Annotated in this window: 15 protein-coding genes and 1 other RNA gene; 13 read left to right on the top strand and 3 right to left on the bottom strand. The window is 44.0% G+C overall.

Features of this window, described 5'->3' with window-relative positions:
* Positions 1-64 precede the first annotated feature (64 nt).
* Positions 65-883: an ADP-ribosylglycohydrolase family protein gene (locus K1I94_RS08670; protein ID WP_223315080.1), complete on the top strand. Its 819-nt coding sequence runs from the start codon at positions 65-67 to the stop codon at positions 881-883.
* Positions 884-959: 76 nt separating this feature from the next.
* Here the strand turns inward: K1I94_RS08670 and K1I94_RS08665 are convergent, their stop codons facing one another.
* The 3 genes from K1I94_RS08665 to gshAB form a co-directional block, all read right to left on the bottom strand.
* Positions 960-2,216, bottom strand: coding sequence for a toxic anion resistance protein (locus tag K1I94_RS08665; RefSeq protein WP_223315079.1), 1,257 nt, complete (start codon positions 2,214-2,216; stop codon positions 960-962).
* A 24-nt stretch (positions 2,217-2,240) separates the two neighbouring features.
* Positions 2,241-3,086: a hypothetical protein gene (locus tag K1I94_RS08660; protein WP_223315078.1), complete on the bottom strand. Its 846-nt coding sequence runs from the start codon at positions 3,084-3,086 to the stop codon at positions 2,241-2,243.
* Between the two features lie 235 nt (positions 3,087-3,321).
* On the bottom strand, positions 3,322-5,574 hold the full coding sequence (gene gshAB, locus K1I94_RS08655) for a bifunctional glutamate--cysteine ligase GshA/glutathione synthetase GshB (RefSeq protein ID WP_223315077.1): 2,253 nt from the start codon (positions 5,572-5,574) through the stop codon (positions 3,322-3,324).
* Positions 5,575-5,871: 297 nt separating this feature from the next.
* Between gshAB and K1I94_RS08650 the strand changes: the two genes are divergently transcribed.
* The 12 genes from K1I94_RS08650 to K1I94_RS08595 all read left to right on the top strand — a co-directional run bounded on the left by K1I94_RS08650 (position 5,872) and on the right by K1I94_RS08595 (position 16,257).
* On the top strand, positions 5,872-7,164 hold the full coding sequence (locus tag K1I94_RS08650; protein ID WP_223315076.1) for an adenylosuccinate synthase: 1,293 nt from the start codon (positions 5,872-5,874) through the stop codon (positions 7,162-7,164).
* A gap of 244 nt (positions 7,165-7,408) precedes the next feature.
* On the top strand, positions 7,409-7,879 hold the full coding sequence (tadA, locus tag K1I94_RS08645) for a tRNA adenosine(34) deaminase TadA (protein ID WP_223315075.1): 471 nt from the start codon (positions 7,409-7,411) through the stop codon (positions 7,877-7,879).
* Between the two features lie 12 nt (positions 7,880-7,891).
* An RNA gene (gene ffs, locus K1I94_RS08640) (signal recognition particle sRNA small type) lies at positions 7,892-7,989 on the top strand.
* 25 nt (positions 7,990-8,014) lie between these two features.
* On the top strand, positions 8,015-8,164 hold the full coding sequence (locus K1I94_RS08635) for a hypothetical protein (RefSeq protein WP_223315074.1): 150 nt from the start codon (positions 8,015-8,017) through the stop codon (positions 8,162-8,164).
* Positions 8,165-8,371: 207 nt separating this feature from the next.
* On the top strand, positions 8,372-9,721 hold the full coding sequence (locus K1I94_RS08630; protein WP_032911308.1) for a glucose-6-phosphate isomerase: 1,350 nt from the start codon (positions 8,372-8,374) through the stop codon (positions 9,719-9,721).
* Between the two features lie 134 nt (positions 9,722-9,855).
* Positions 9,856-10,716, top strand: coding sequence for a hypothetical protein (locus K1I94_RS08625; protein ID WP_223315073.1), 861 nt, complete (start codon positions 9,856-9,858; stop codon positions 10,714-10,716).
* A gap of 79 nt (positions 10,717-10,795) precedes the next feature.
* Positions 10,796-11,731, top strand: a complete 936-nt coding sequence (locus tag K1I94_RS08620; RefSeq protein ID WP_223315072.1) for a hypothetical protein — start codon at positions 10,796-10,798, stop codon at positions 11,729-11,731.
* 30 nt (positions 11,732-11,761) lie between these two features.
* A complete protein-coding gene (locus tag K1I94_RS08615; protein WP_223315071.1) occupies positions 11,762-12,775 on the top strand; it encodes a hypothetical protein in 1,014 nt (337 codons plus the stop codon).
* Between the two features lie 348 nt (positions 12,776-13,123).
* Positions 13,124-13,822, top strand: coding sequence for a 2,3,4,5-tetrahydropyridine-2,6-dicarboxylate N-acetyltransferase (gene dapD / locus K1I94_RS08610; RefSeq protein ID WP_223315070.1), 699 nt, complete (start codon positions 13,124-13,126; stop codon positions 13,820-13,822).
* Positions 13,823-13,899: 77 nt separating this feature from the next.
* Complete coding sequence (locus K1I94_RS08605) at positions 13,900-15,033, top strand: N-acetyldiaminopimelate deacetylase (protein WP_223315069.1); 1,134 nt, start codon at positions 13,900-13,902, stop codon at positions 15,031-15,033.
* A 20-nt stretch (positions 15,034-15,053) separates the two neighbouring features.
* Positions 15,054-15,590: a 5-formyltetrahydrofolate cyclo-ligase gene (locus tag K1I94_RS08600; protein ID WP_223315068.1), complete on the top strand. Its 537-nt coding sequence runs from the start codon at positions 15,054-15,056 to the stop codon at positions 15,588-15,590.
* Entirely contained in the window at positions 15,574-16,257 is a 684-nt protein-coding gene (locus K1I94_RS08595; protein ID WP_002902117.1) for a rhomboid family intramembrane serine protease, read from the top strand. Before K1I94_RS08600 ends, K1I94_RS08595 begins: the two co-directional genes overlap by 17 nt.
* Positions 16,258-16,364 lie beyond the last annotated feature (107 nt).

Here is a 16,364-nt window from a genome sequence, read left to right as displayed (position 1 = left end):
TGTTTTTTGGGGTTAGGAAGCATTTTAAGACCAAAAATAGTATAATAAAACAAAGGAGGCTAGCATGAACCAATCTTTGAAAGCGGCAGTCTATGGTCTGGCAGTAGCTGATGCATTAGGCGTTCCGTATGAATTTTTAGCCCGAGGCAGTTTTAAAGCGGTTGAGATGGTGGGCTATGGCAGCCATCAGCAACCTGCTGGCACTTGGTCAGATGATACCAGCCTTGTTTTGGCGACCTGTGATTCTATTAGGGAAAAAGGTAAGATTGATCTTACTGATATGCAGCAGCGGTTTAAAAATTGGCTCTTTGAGGGAGCATACACACCAGATGGTCTGACCTTTGATGTAGGAAAAGCGACTCGCGAAGCCTTGACAAGAGGACACGGTCTGTCTGATGAATATTCCAATGGAAATGGTTCCTTGATGCGGATTCTGCCCCTTGCCTTTACGGAAGCCAGTCCGTCTGATATTGAAGCTGTTTCCAGTATTACACATGCCCATGCGACTTCCGTAGAGGCCTGCTTGCTTTATGTGGCTATTGCTCGTAGGCTCTTAAAAGGCCAGCAACTATCGGAAATATTATCAGGCTTAGAGACTAGCACGACCTACGCTCGTTTGCAAACTTTAGCAGAGCTGACCGAAGATGACATTCGCTCTACTGGCTATGTGGTGGATACCTTGGAAGCAGCGCTGTGGTGTCTGCTGACTAGCACTTCTTATCCGGGAACTGTCCTGAAAGCTGTTAATTTGGGCGATGACACTGATACAGTAGCAGCAGTTGCTGGTGGCTTGGCTGGTATCATCTATGGTTTGGAAGGGATTCCTGACAACTGGCTAGCCCAGCTGCGTAATAAAGAACTGTTGGAAAGCTGCTTGTTTTAAAGGGATAATCGGAAGACAGGACTGTATTGATCATTTAAAAAGTAAAACATTAAAAGAGCCATCTAGGCTCTTTTGCTTATTCTGAAGTTAATTCTTTCTGGGCTTCCTTACCTTGATCCAGTAGGGCTTGGATAATCTTTTGATCACGCAGTTTTACAGAGTTGTTGATAGTTTCTGCGGATTGGATGACAGCCGCTTCTAGCAGAGCGCGTTTTTCCCGTCCTTTATCAATAGCTTCGATAATGCCTTGATTTTGTGCGACTAGGCTTTCTGCTAGCTTAGTTACAGACTCAACAGCGATAGTAGGGCTTTGGGAAATCCGCTCCAGTTGAGGAATGACTTCCTTGCTGGTCTCAGCGAGCATTTGTAGGGCAGCATTATTCGCGTTAGAGATAGCGTCAGCTACCTGACCTGACTTCATTGATTGCTGGAGAATGCCTAACTGGGCGATAGACAGTTTCATAGTTGGAATGGTATTGCGACGGAGCATTCCAAGTTTTTGGCGCATATCAGAGGAAACCTTAACCAGATTACGCATTTGAGGCGTTGTCGCCCAAGCTACATAGAGACGGCTGACATATTCAGTGTGTTGCTGCTCTAAGGTATTGACCACCTCCGTCATTCGGGCTAATTCTTGCGATTTGACTTGGTAGTCAACGGTAGTCATATCTAACTGAGCAACTTCAGCCTGCAACTTAAGCGCTCGATTGCCAGCTTCTTGCTGAGCAGCTTCGATAAAGGAAATGACTCCGACTAGATTTTCAATCGATTTGGTATTGTCCTCAATCAGCATTTCAGCAGAAACAATATTGCGAGCCAGAACGTCTTCTTGCTTGACGACGGTTGCAGCCATGCCGTCCATTTTCTGCTCAATATTTTGTGAATCAAAATAGAATTCTTGAAGAGTGTTTTTGCTCTGTTTGAAGAGTTTTTCCAGGAAATTAGGCTTCTTGTCCAGTTCCGCAACTTGAGCGTCCTTGTATTTTGCGACAAAGCCATTGAGTTCCTTGTTGGTATTTTTTAAGAGCTCATCTACCTGAGGGATCTGCAATTTTTTCTGTTCGGCTAAGATACGATTGACAGTGCCGTTGACCTCTTCTACAGCAGATTGGCCAAAGTCCAGCAAGGCATTTTGGTCTGATACGAAGTTATCCACCAGCTGCGGAGCTTTAGCCGTAATCGCACTCTGTTGCTCAGGAGTCAGCTTTTCCAGAAAAGTTAGCTGACCATTTTCTTGAGTCGTGTTGGCTTCGATGATTTCTGTTGTTTTGTCGCTTTTGCTGATAGCATTATTGGCAATTTTATCAATATCAAAATTAAATTCTTGGCTCATAGTTTCTCCTTTGGTTTATCTAGCTTAAAAGCCGGTGTCTGTTTGCTTTTCTTTGTCTAAGATGCGCAGGCTGATGTCAAAGTCCCTCAAATCAGCTTCGTTTAACTGGCGCAGCGCTTCGTCTAGGTCCAAGTCAAACTGCTCGATAGCTGCTTTGGCCTTGGCTAGCCGCTCCTCTGCATTGTAAAAATCTTTGGGAGAGGCTTTGATTTTGAGGTAGCCTTCTAAAATATCTTCGTAGTGCTCCATCTGGGACTGATGAATGGCGGTCAGTTCTTCCTTGTTATTGCTTTCGGATTGAGAGATTTTTTGAAGAATGGCCTCGTGGTCAATCTGAATATTGCGAACCGTAGCGACCAATTCTGGAGCTAGCTCTTCTAGGCTCGTTTTCTTGGGCTGCGCTTCCTGTTGCCTTTTCTCTCGTTCAATCTTTTGCAGTTGTTTATCAATTTCCTCGGTTACAGTAGTAATTTTAGTCTGAATGCGCTGGTAGACAGATGCAGGAATTTCATCTCGCAATTCCTTAGCAACGTTTTTGATATAGGTGAGTTGGGGAAGAATTTGCAGGGCTAAATCCTGGTAATCTTCCTTCTTACCGTATTCTTGGTAGCTTTCTAATTCTTTAATACGACGATCAGCTTGACCAATCTCTGCTTTTAAATCTTCAATACGGCCAATGCTGGCTTGTTTAGCTTCAATACGAACTCTTTTCTGTCTTTGGTAGCGATAGATTCCGTAGCCAACACCTCCCAAAATAGCAATGGGGATCAGATAGCTGGCTACCACTCCAGAACCAAATATAATTGCAAGTATCCAAATCCAGCTAAACCATTCCGGCTGCTGGTTAGAATCATCCTTTTTTCTCGACATGGACTTTGCTCTTTCTTCTCAATGTGATATCTCTATTTTAACATAAAAGCTGGTTTTTGAAGGATAAAGATTGAAATGATTTTATATATTGAGACCATTTTTTATATTTGCTTAATTCAGGAAGACATTTGATTCCTATCAATAAAGCAAGCGTCATTTCTAAAACGAAAGTTTCTTCGTTTCTCTCAAGTATTCAAACAAAAATCGCAAGTAATACCCTGCGATTTTTGTTTTGTCAGTCCATTTCTGGGAAAAGTTTAGCCAGTATTTTAGGGGTGATGCTTTGTCCCGGTCCCTCAGCACAATAGGTGTGCATATACATAGAGGGGTTGAAGTTTAGCTCGATGCAGGTACAGTTGGGATTTTCCTTTGTGGAAATAGCAGAGCTGTCAGGGATGATCAGGTCAACGCCACAAGCCCAAGCTCCCATAGCCATGGCCATGTCTGCGGCAAGTTCCTTATAAGATGGGTGCATGCTGTCTGTGACATCAATCGAGTCTCCGCCAGTAGAAATATTGGAATTGCGGCGCAAGTCAACCTTAACTCCAGCAGGCAGGATATCATCTGGTCCATAACCTTGCTGGTCCAGCATGAGCAGTTCAATGTCCCCCAGTTCAATGATTTCGAGCGGTGAGCGATGATCCCGGCCCCGCAGCGGATTGTCATTTTTGATGGCAACCAATTCTCTCACGGTATGCTGACCGTCTCCGATGACATTGGCTGCTACTCGCAAGAGGACTGCCTCACACTGACCGTCTAAGACAAAGAAGCGGTACTCTGTTCCAGCGATAAATTCTTCGACTAAGACAGCAGCGTCTTCTGAAAAAGCGATCTCCAAAGCCTTGCGATAAGCTTCCAGACTAGCTGGTTCTTGGAAGATAGAGATGCCCAGTCCGAAGTTGGTTGACTTAGGTTTGACAACAATTTGTCGCTCCTTAATCAAAGGGTAATAGGCTAGTCCATCCTCTAGGGAAGAAAATTCTGCTCCAGCCGGAACGGGAAAGTCAGCTGCAGCCAAAATCTTTTTGGTGACTGTTTTATTGGCCATGGCCAGAGGGATGACATAGTTATCCTTGGAGGTCATGTTTCCGTTCTTGACATACTCCACATGGTGACCGTGCCAAAGCTTGAGAAATTGGTCATTTTCATCTAAAATTTCTACATTAAGCCCCTTTTGAATAGCATCAAAGAGTAGCATCTGGGTGGACAGTTCCATATTTTCGTAGCCTTTAAGGGCATAAGGAGCAGTCCAAGCATAGCGGTGATATTCCTCTGCTTTTTCTAGCCCAAAGGCCATTAAGGAATCCTGCTGGATATGAGGCAGGAGCTGACCAGATAGGGTAAGCTGAGGATTCAGAAGTGCCTCCTTAAGCTGCTCAAGCAAGGCTTGGTAGTAAGTTGGCAGTTCAAAATGCTGGATGAGCTCTTCCATGGCTTGGAGAAGGGCTGAGCTGTCTCCTTCATCGGGCAGGGCAGTCAGCGGGTGGCTACAAGCAATCTTTTGGTTCAAGTCGTGGGCAGCTTTTAATGCCGCATCCACATTTTCTACATCATCTAGCCAGAGCAGGCTCAGTAAAAAGAGATGGACAGTATCTAAGGTTTCCTGGCTAATGCCTAAATGGTCAAAAGGATTGAGGTCAAAACAGCGGAATTCCAGATAGGTGATACCCTGCTCCAGATAGGCGCGATTGTGCTTCTGTCCTCGGAAGCGAACGGCTGAGTAAAATTCTTTTTCAGCGCTGAGCTCGCCTGACTGAACGTAGTTTTCAATATCAGTTATATATTGTTCCAAAGAAGCGTAGGATACCTGAATATTCTCGTCATTGACATAGCCATAGTCGCTGTTACGAAAAGAGCGGATAGGCTGGGAAATTTCCTGACTGTAGAAACCGGCTTCTGCCAAAGGGGCAGCCCCGTAGAGATAGGTTAAAATCCAGCGGAAACGCAGAAAGTTTCGAGCCAGCTTGAGATAGAGGTCATTTTTAAAGTCCTTGAGTGAATGGTAGGAGCTGACTTGAAAGAGAGAAGTGACCAGATCTTTTCCTAGCTCCATGTTGTAGTGGATGCCAGAGATAGCCTGTAGTTTTTTTCCATATTTTTTCGCTAAGCCCTCTCGATAGTGGCGTTCGTAGTCGTTTTCCAAACGGGCGATGACAATCTCTTCTTCAGTCAGCTGCGGTGGCATGGACAGGGGCCAGAGGCGTTCACTCTGGTCAATCGAGCGGCCAGCCACATCGCTGATAGCTCCCAGCAAGCGTCGTGCTTCCTTAGTCGAGTGAGCGATAGGTGTAATTAGTTCCAGTTGTTGCTCGCTGAAGTCTGTTTGGATGGTCGGGTGGAAATTGCGGGAACCCAGCTGACTCGGATGGGCAGTTTGAGCTAAGTGTCCGTCAGTTGTTACCCGCAGATTTTCTCTCTCCAGACCAAAGGTCGCTTGGAGAATGGGGCTTGCTGTATCCAGTTTCTGAAGTAATTGATTAATCGTCATCGTTTCACCGTCCTATGGTAGTAATTTTAGTCTATTACAAACGGAAAAAGAAAACAAATTTCCGCTACGATTTTACAAAAATTCCGAACTTTTATTTTTAATAAACTAACAAATTTCAGAAAATACAGATTTTTTGAAAATTTAATTCGTTTTCAAAAGGGAAAAAGCAAATCAAGAATGGGTCCCACCTTGAAAAATTGTTAAATTTTTCATATAATGAGGTATAAAATATAATCGCAGGTGAGATTCCTGCCTGCTTTTCAAGAAAGGAAGAGCTGCTTCAGCTCAGACAAAATTATGACATCAGTAGTTGTTGTAGGAACCCAGTGGGGAGATGAAGGAAAAGGGAAGATTACAGACTTCCTTTCAGCCAATGCCGAAGTGATTGCCCGCTATCAGGGTGGTGACAATGCCGGCCATACTATCGTGATTGACGGCAAGAAGTACAAGCTGCATCTGATTCCGTCAGGGATTTTCTTCCCGGAAAAAATTTCTGTGATTGGAAATGGAATGGTGGTTAATCCTAAATCTCTGGTCAAAGAATTGAACTACCTGCATGAAGAGGGCGTGACGACAGACAACCTTCGCATCTCTGATCGAGCCCATGTCATCCTGCCTTACCATATCGAGCTGGATCGTCTGCAGGAAGAAGCAAAAGGTGACAATAAAATCGGAACAACAATCAAGGGAATCGGCCCTGCCTATATGGACAAGGCTGCCCGTGTCGGTATCCGCATCGCCGACCTTTTGGATAAAGATATTTTCAGAGAGCGCTTGGAGCGGAATCTAGCTGAGAAAAACCGCCTCTTTGAGAAGTTGTACGATAGTACAGCAATCAGCTTTGATGATATTTTTGAAGAATACTATGAATATGGCCAGCAAATCAAGCAGTATGTGACCGATACTTCTGTTATCCTCAACGATGCGCTGGATCAGGGCAAGCGAGTGCTCTTTGAAGGGGCTCAAGGGGTTATGCTGGATATTGACCAAGGTACTTATCCATTTGTAACTTCATCTAACCCAGTTGCGGGGGGAGTGACTATTGGTTCCGGTGTTGGTCCGAGCAAGATTGACAAGGTAGTCGGTGTCTGCAAGGCCTACACCAGTCGGGTTGGAGATGGACCATTCCCAACAGAGCTTTTCGATGAAGTTGGTGACCGCATTCGTGATATCGGCCACGAATATGGCACCACCACTGGCCGTCCGCGTCGGGTAGGCTGGTTTGATTCGGTTGTTATGCGCCATAGCCGCCGTGTGTCAGGGATTACCAATCTTTCGCTTAACTCCATCGATGTATTGAGCGGTCTGGATACCGTCAAGATCTGTGTAGCCTATGACTTGGATGGTCAGCGAATTGACCATTATCCAGCTAGCCTAGAACAGCTCAAGCGCTGCAAGCCGATTTACGAAGAGCTGCGAGGCTGGTCAGAGGACATCACCGGTGTCCGCAGTCTGGAAGACTTGCCAGAAAATGCCCGCAACTATGTTCGCCGGGTGAGTGAGCTGGTTGGTGTTCGTATTTCTACTTTCTCAGTCGGTCCTGGCCGTGAGCAGACAAACATCTTGGAAAGCGTCTGGTCAAATTTATAAAAAAGTCAGCACAAGGAAATTGCTTCTTGTGCTTTTTTGTAAGAAAATTTCATCTTAAGATTCATTTAAGATATATATATTATACTAACAGCATAAACAAAGACCTCCTAACTTTGTTTAAAAATCCTAAACTTTTTTCATAATAATCTCCTGAAAGTCACCCCAGTGGTGGCTTTTACTTTTTTTGAGAAGTGCAGCAGGCTTGTGGTATAATGAGATAGACGACTATAGATTTAGAAAGGCAATGATGAATTACACGATTGAAGAAAAAGAAGCATTTATGAGGGAAGCTTTGAAGGAGGCGGAGACTGCCCTAGCTCATGATGAAATTCCCATCGGCTGTGTCTTGGTTAAAGGGGGGAAGATTATTGGTCGCGGCCACAATGCACGTGAGGAGCTGCAGCGGGCTGTTATGCATGCGGAGATTATGGCTATCGAAGAGGCAAATCAGCATGAAAATAGCTGGCGTTTGCTGGACACAACGCTTTTTGTGACTATTGAGCCATGTGTCATGTGCAGCGGAGCAATCGGTCTGGCACGCATTCCTCATGTTGTCTATGGGGCAGCAAATCAGAAATTTGGAGCAGCTGGCAGCCTTTATGATATTTTGACAGATGAGCGCCTTAACCACCGTGTAGAAGTGGAGGTAGGTGTCCTCCAAGAAGAGTGCGCTCAAATCATGCAAGATTTTTTTAGAAATCGTCGCCAAAAGTAAAAAAATGTGATATACTATTCATGGAGCAACAGTTTTGCGTGAAGCGGGTCAGGGGAGGAATCCAGCAGCCCTAAGCGAAGTAAGCTGTGTGCTCTTTTTCTATGCCTCTTAACGAATCAACTCCGAAGGAGGAAGATGAGTTTAGAGACATTGACGCAGTTTGAGCGAAGCGAGAACTACGTTCCGATGTTGAATGAATCAAGCCTGAAAGGCGCAGATGAATATTGGAACAGTGAATCTAGTTCGAACGGACCTGAAATGAATTCAGCCGCCATCCAATTTTAACTAGAATATTGGGCTCTTTGTAAATCAAAATTATTCTTCTCAATAGGCCTAAAATTTGTTGACTTACGCAAACGATTGCTTTCAGATGGCTACTAGGATTAGCTCATTTATAAAAAATTAAATTGGAAGCGTTTTAAAACAATAAATTACTTGCTAAATAAGTATGAAAGCGATATGATAGAGTGGAATAAAAAATGGAGGAATATCATGTCACATATTAAATTTGATTATTCAAAAGTTTTAGATAAATTTGTTGCCCCACATGAAGTGGAGTACATGCAATCACAAGTAACAGCAGCAGATGAATTAATCCGCAAAGGAACTGGTGCTGGTAGCGACTTTTTGGGTTGGTTGGACCTTCCTGAAAACTATGACCGTGAAGAATTCGACCGCATTTTGAAAGCTGCTGAGCAAATCAAATCAGACAGCGATGTCTTGGTTGTGATTGGTATCGGTGGATCTTACCTTGGTGCCAAAGCAGCCATTGACTTCTTGAACCACCACTTTGCAAACTTGCAAACAAAAGAAGAACGCAAGGCCCCACAAATCCTTTACGCTGGAAACTCAATTTCATCTACTTACCTTGCTGACTTGGTAGAGTATGTAGCTGACAAAGATTTCTCAGTAAACGTAATTTCTAAATCAGGTACAACAACAGAACCAGCTATCGCTTTCCGCGTCTTCAAAGAACTTTTGGTGAAGAAATATGGTCAAGAAGAAGCCAACAAACGTATCTACGCGACAACTGACCGCCAAAAAGGTGCTGTTAAGGTCGAAGCAGATGCTAACGGTTGGGAAACATTTGTGGTTCCAGATGACATCGGTGGACGCTTCTCAGTATTGACCGCAGTTGGTTTGCTTCCAATCGCTGCATCAGGTGCGGACATCAAAGCCCTTATGGAAGGTGCTAACGCAGCCCGCAAAGATTACACTTCAGACAAACTTTCAGAAAATGAAGCCTACCAATATGCAGCAGTTCGTAACATTCTTTACCGCAAAGGCTACGCAACTGAAATTTTGGTAAACTACGAGCCATCACTTCAATACTTCTCAGAATGGTGGAAACAATTGGCTGGTGAGTCAGAAGGGAAAGACCAAAAAGGAATCTATCCAACTTCAGCTAACTTCTCAACTGACTTGCACTCATTGGGTCAATTTATCCAAGAAGGAACTCGCATCATGTTTGAAACAGTTGTCCGTGTTGACAAACCACGTAAAAACGTGATTATCCCTAGCTTGGAAGAAGACCTTGACGGACTTGGTTACCTTCAAGGAAAAGATGTTGATTTTGTAAACAAAAAAGCGACCGACGGCGTTCTTCTTGCCCACACAGATGGTGACGTACCAAACATGTATGTGACTCTTCCAGAGCAAGATGCCTTCACTCTTGGCTACACTATCTACTTCTTCGAATTGGCAATTGCCCTTTCAGGTTACTTGAATGCAATTAACCCATTTGACCAACCAGGGGTTGAAGCCTACAAGAGAAATATGTTTGCCCTTCTTGGTAAACCAGGATTTGAAGAGCTGAGCAAAGAATTGAATGCACGTTTGTAATATTAAACGCAGCCTCCCTTAGGGGAGGTTTTTTGATTGGAAGAATAATTTATGTTATAATATTGTAAAATTTGTCATTGTTTTTCAATGTTTTCGCAATATGACAAATCAATAAAATTTATAAGGAGAAAACCATGTCAGATAAAGATGGTCAAGGTCAAGCGCAAGGGGCTTGGCAAGAAAATCAAACTAGCAGCCAGCCATTGCAAGGGAATTTCCAGCAGATTCAGCCGCAAGGATTGCCTGATAAGAAGGGTAATATCGGAAAAGTCATAGGACTTTCAATTTTTGCTCTCATAATTGGTCTTTTGATTGGCAGCGGTTCAGCTTATTTTATCGGCAAGCAGGCGCAGACAAATAAGGATATTCAAAGGATTAAGCGTCTGAGTAAGGCTCAGGAAGAAGCCAAAGCCAAGAGTGACAGCTTTACTACAGACGGGCAGTCGGTTCAGTTTAATTGGACATTGAAAGACTTGGGACGGTTGAGCTATACAAATGATGAAGGATTAGGCCTGACGGCTGATCAAATCGTTGAAACTTATGGCTTGGCTAGTTCAGCAGAATATGATCGTAATCGTCTGTTACTCCGATGGGGCCCTTCTGTCAGGGACAAGGAGCAAAATATTTCTTTTCAATTTGATAAAGTTGACCAGAACTACTATCTGAGACAAGTGGTAGTTGGAGATTCTTTTAAAGAATATAGAAAAGGGAAGGAAACGACAGATTGGAGCGTATTATCTCCCAAAGACCTTGAACGTTTGAAAAAAGGAGACAAGGAAACGGGTGAAGGAGGAACAGCTTTATCAGAGGTTCTGAAGAGGCATCCTGTTCCGTCAGAAATTGTCATCACAAGCGAGCGTGACGTAGATAATAAGATTATCTCCAACCGTCTGATTGCTGAGGTGACTTATAAAACAGAAGATGGTTATGAATACCTATTGTTTGTAGGCCAGCCAGATGGAAATTTCTTATATATAAAGTCAGAGGAAATGTAAGTTTTTAGTTATTTAGTTTATCTTTTGTGACTGACTGCTTTCAAAGCATTTCGTTATTAAAAGAGAACTGATAAGACTATTGGAAATAAACAAGAAAGAGGAAAGAAGATTGACAGAACAGCAAACACAGCATTCTTTTGAGCCTTCAAGGAATGCTCAGTCGCAAGAGGAATTCCCGCATCATTTTCAACCTCAGCAGGGCCATGTTTCAAGTCCGCAGGGACCAACCCCACCTTTGGCCAAGAATAAATCTTGGAAAGGAATCCTGATAGGCGGAGCCTTGCTCTCTCTTGGTCTTGGACTAATCGGAGGGGGAATATGGGGATATAGAGTGGGAGTAGCGGAGGTCATCAGAGGAGAATATCCTGTGCTTCATCCTTTGGCAGATGCTAGGGAATCAAAGAGAAATCAATCAGATCAGTACATTGACCCCGATACTACTGAGTTCAAGTGGGACATTGATAGTTTGTCAGAGTTACGGTTCAATACTATTCAGACAGATACGAATGGTACTTCTGTGGAAGATATTCTTGATAAATATGGCAAGGCTTTAAAAGAAGAAATCTCTCGTGACAGCCTTGATTTAGAGTGGGGAACGCTTCAAGATTCTGATGATGAGGAGGACTGGCCAGTTTATTATACAGATCAAACCGCTTCTCTGGCTTTTGAGAAGAAAAAAGATGGTTTCTATCTGAATAGCCTTCATATCTATAATATTCGCTTTGAAGGAAGTAAACATAATGCTGAGGACGAAGCGATGGCGGCTGATTACTTTGAAAAATTGAAAAAAGGCGATGCAAAGACTGGTAAGGATGGCATTTCCTATAAGGAAGTTTTTAAGGAATATGGCAGTCCGAGGAGTATCTCTATTCGTGTAGATGAAGATTTTAGTGAGGATACTAGTCAAACCATTATGGAGGCGGCTTATGACGCTCCTAATGATGGTACTTATAGGTTGTTCTTCGTTCAGCAGGAGGACGGAAACTATCTTTTGTCCACTACTGCCAATAAATAAAACAGAACTCAAATAATAAAAGGAGAAACGATGTCAGAACAAAATAAACCGCAGGAACAATCTTTAGAAGGATTGGCTCCGTACCCGCAGCAAGTCCAGTCATCAGACTCAGGACAATTTGTAGCTAACTCAACAGAGGGGCAGCCTCTCCCAGTAGAAGGGGGCAGTCCTGAAATGCCGAATCCTAATCAAGATTTTGGCGTTCAGCAACCAATTTTTGATGCTCCTCAGCAGCAGATGCCTCAGCAGGATAATTGGGGAAATCCTGCTTTTCAAGAAGCAATTCCTCAGGGATTTAATCCAGCTGGTCAGAACTTTGCCGGACCACAGCAAGCTGCAAACTTCGCTGCCCAGCCAAGTCCAGAGCCAAAGAAAAATAGTACGGGCAAGCTGATAGGATTTTTAGGAATAGGTTTGGCAGCGGGACTATTGCTAGGAGGTCTTGGCGGCTATTTCCTAAATGATTTTATGGGTGGGGGAAGTGTGCCAAGTCTGTCTCGAAAGGGACATCAAAGCGATGTTGCTTCTTTTGTGGCTCCGTCAAAAGAGGATGTGTATGAGTGGGAAGTGAAAGACCTTGAAAAGCTGAGCATTGTTAGTGCGGATGATGAAGGATTGACCCCTGAACAAGTAGTCAAAGATTTTGGCTTGGCCAGCAGTGTGACGTTTCAGGAAGAAGGGCTCTCATTGTCTTGGTTACCTGACTCTAGTTATACCACTCTGACCTTTATGAAACACGAGGATGGCAGCTACCATCTTCAGGGTATGAGTATTATGCCCGGTAGTGACGACTATGATAAAAAGGTATCTGGCCAGATTACAGAGAACTTAAAGATGGGTGATGCGGAAACAGGCGAGGGCGGTTCTTCCTTTAAAGAAGTAATCAAGGAATACCCAGAATATCAACATATCTCAGTTTATGGGGATGGTGAATCAGAGCCGAAGATGCTTGTAAACTATGAAACCTCTTCAAATAAGGAGATAACTTTGACTTTTGTCCGTCAGGAAAATGGACAGTACCTATTGAGTAATCTTTCTAAATAGAATAAATGAATAGGAGTGCTTATCTTACAGCTGGAAGCTCTGAACGGTACGCAAAAGATCAAAATGACCATTGATGCCAACAGTGGGAACATTTTGAACGAAAGAATTAAATAATATCGTTGGTATATAGTTTGGAATTGCTTTGTTGGGCACGGACGAGAGTTCGTGTCTTTTTACAATCTGTATCTCATGTAGAGAGTCTTATAGGAGTTTTGCAATCCCCTTTTTTGTGTTATAATATTGTCTAATCAAGCTTCTTGGTTTACTTCAATTGTTCTTCAAGTTGTTGGAGATTGAGGAGATAAACAAACTAAAAGGCTAAACTATTCACGAATCGAGGGAAGAATCATGTCTGCTACTAAAATGAACGCTCAAGAAATTATCAAATTTATCGCTGATGCCAAGAAAAAAACTCCGGTCAAGGTGACCTTTTATGGAGAATTGCACGGTTCCATTCCTTGGTCTGTTGTGAAGTTAGGCAATGTTCTTTTTGGAGACTGGGAAGAAATTAAGCCACTCCTAGTGAACTTAGAGGAGAATAAGACCTATGTCGTAGAGCAGGATGCCCGCAACTCTGCGGTGCCGCTTTTGGACAAGCGCGATATCAATGCCCGTATTGAGCCGGGTGCTATTATTCGAGACCAAGTTGAAATTGGCGACAATGCTGTCATCATGATGGGGGCGGTCATCAATATCGGTGCAGAAATTGGTGCTGGGACCATGATTGATATGGGTGCTATTCTGGGTGGCCGAGCGATTGTCGGCAAAAACAGTCATGTCGGTGCTGGTGCGGTTCTGGCGGGAGTCATTGAGCCGGCTAGTGCTGAGCCAGTTCGGGTTGGAGACAATGTGCTGATTGGTGCCAATGCGGTTGTGATCGAAGGTGTACAAATTGGCAGTGGTTCCGTTGTTGCGGCTGGTGCGATTGTGACCCAGGATGTTCCGGAAAATGTAGTGGTTGCTGGTGTTCCGGCACGAGTTATCAAGACTATTGACGAGAAGACCCAGCAGAAGACAGCTCTGGAAGACGCTCTGCGTACTCTTTAAAGATGGCATAAATTTGAATTGATTGGGTGCGGCCCAACACTTTGACTGGTCTGACAAGATTTTAAAGGAAAGAAACAATGCTTGATTACCTGAACATTCGCCGTGATTTACACCAGATACCAGAAATCGGTCTGGAAGAATACAAGACTCATGCCTACCTGATGCAGGTCATTGATGGCCTGACAGCTGGCCTAGACTTTGTGGAAATCCGAACTTGGCGGACTGGTATTTTGGTCTTTATCAAGGGAAGTTCACCAGATAAGACGATTGGCTGGCGGACAGATATTGATGGTTTGCCGATTGTGGAGGATACAGGCCTGGACTTTGCCAGTACTCATGAAGGTCGCATGCATGCCTGCGGACATGATATGCACATGACGGTGGCTCTAGGTCTGCTGGAGCAAGCTGTGAGCACTCAGCCTACCCACAATCTGCTTTTTCTCTTTCAGCCTGCAGAGGAAAACGAAGCTGGTGGAATGCTCATGTACGAAGACGGTGCTTTTGGTGACTGGCTGCCAGATGAGTTTTATGGACTTCATGTGCGACCGGACCTCAAGGTCGGTGATATTGCGACTAACAGAGGAACTCTCTTTGCTGGCACCTGTGAAGTCAAGCTGACTTTTAAGGGTAAGGGGGGCCATGCGGCCTTTCCTCATGAAGCCAATGACGCTTTGGTGGCGGCTAGCTACTTTATCACCCAGGTGCAGACCATTGTCAGCCGCAATGTCGATCCTATCAAGGGGGCAGTTGTGACCTTTGGTTCGCTCCATGCTGGCACGACCAACAATGTCATCGCAGAAACGGCCTTTTTGCATGGTACCATTCGGACTCTGACTCAGGAGATGAACCTCTTGACCCAGAAACGCTTACGGGAAATAGCAGAAGGCCTAGCCCAAAGTTTCGGTCTGGAATTGGACTTGGAGCTTAAACAAGGTGGTTACCTGCCTGTAGAAAATCATCCTGACCTGGCAGACGAATTGATGGACTTTTTCCAGAAGGAAGAAGGAGTGCAGTTGATTGATATTGCGCCGGCTATGACAGGCGAGGATTTCGGTTATTTGCTCAGCAAGGTCAAGGGCGTCATGTTCTGGCTGGGAGTGGACAGCCCCTATGCCCTTCATCATCCCAAGATGGCCCCGGATGAGGCAGCACTGTCCTTTGCTATTGAAAAGATTGGGAAATTCCTAGATTATAAAATCAACGAAAGATAAGAAAAAGGTGGACGAGCTGCGTGAAAAAAGAGCTGAGACAAACTGTACTGAACCAGATGAAGAAACTGTCAGGAAAAGAAAAAGAACAGGCAGATAACTGGCTGACCCAGCACTTGCTCAGTTCAGCAGCTTATCAAAAAGCTCAGGTTATCGCTACCTATCTTTCTATGCCGCATGAAGTCTCAACTGCAGCCTTTATTAAACAGGCTCAGTTGGACGGCAAGCGGGTTTTAGTGCCTAAGACCTATGGCCAGGGTCGGATGATATTTGTGGATTATGATGAAAGTCGCCTTCAAAAAAGCTCTTTTGGACTTATGGAGCCGATAAGTGAAGAGGCTGTGGAGAAGACGGAGATTGATCTGATTCATGTGCCGGGTGTGGTCTTCAATTCTCAAGGCTTTCGGATTGGTTATGGCGGTGGCTACTATGACCGCTATCTGGCTGATTTTGCAGGAGCATCCATCAGCAGCATCTATAGTTTTCAACAGTCTGATTTTGAGCCCGATTATCACGATATAGCAGTAAAGGAAGTGTTGACTTATGAACTACATCTATGATAAAAAATATCCTGTAACCAGTATTTTGCTAATTCTAACAACACTTGTCTTTGTGGGGATGCTTATTTTACGTGGTTTTTCTTATGCTGAAGCACAAACGGTCTTTGAATTTGGAGCAGTATATTCTCCAACTATTATCATGAATCCCATTCAGATATGGCGTCTCTTTTCTGCTATCTTTGTGCATATTGGCTTGGAGCACTTTGTGGTAAATGTCATTACTCTTTATTTTATTGGACGGCAGGCAGAAGACATTTTTGGCTCGCGAAATTTCTTTCTGCTCTATATGATGTCTGGCCTAATGGGAAATATCTTTGTCTTCTTTTTCAGTCCGGATGCTCTATCAGCAGGAGCTTCAACCGCCTTGTTTGGACTTTTTGCCTCTATCGTGACCCTGCATTATGTCGTTCGCGACAGCTACATTCAGCAGCTGGGGCAGTCTTATATGACCTTGATTGTGGTCAATATCATCTTTAGTTTCATGCCTAGTATCAGCTTGGCGGGGCATTTGGGAGGTTTGATTGGCGGCATACTCTGTGCGGTCATTCTCCCTATCAAAGGCTCAAGCAATGCTTTTAAACCTGCTCAGCGCTGGCTAGTCTTGTTTGGCTATCTAGCCTTGGCCGCCCTTCTGATTTTTCTAGGCTTTCATCATTCCTTGATTTAACAAGTATGTATAAATAACTGGCGAAATATAAAAAAAGAGGCCCTTCGGCAGTGTACTGACCCCAAAAAGTTAGACAAATAATTTAAGTGAAGGATTTAGTTCTGTAT

The organism is Streptococcus sanguinis, assembly GCF_019929145.1.
In the GTDB taxonomy this organism is placed as follows: Bacteria; Bacillota; Bacilli; order Lactobacillales; family Streptococcaceae; genus Streptococcus; species Streptococcus sanguinis_U.
This window is presented reverse-complemented; position numbering and strand designations above follow the sequence as displayed.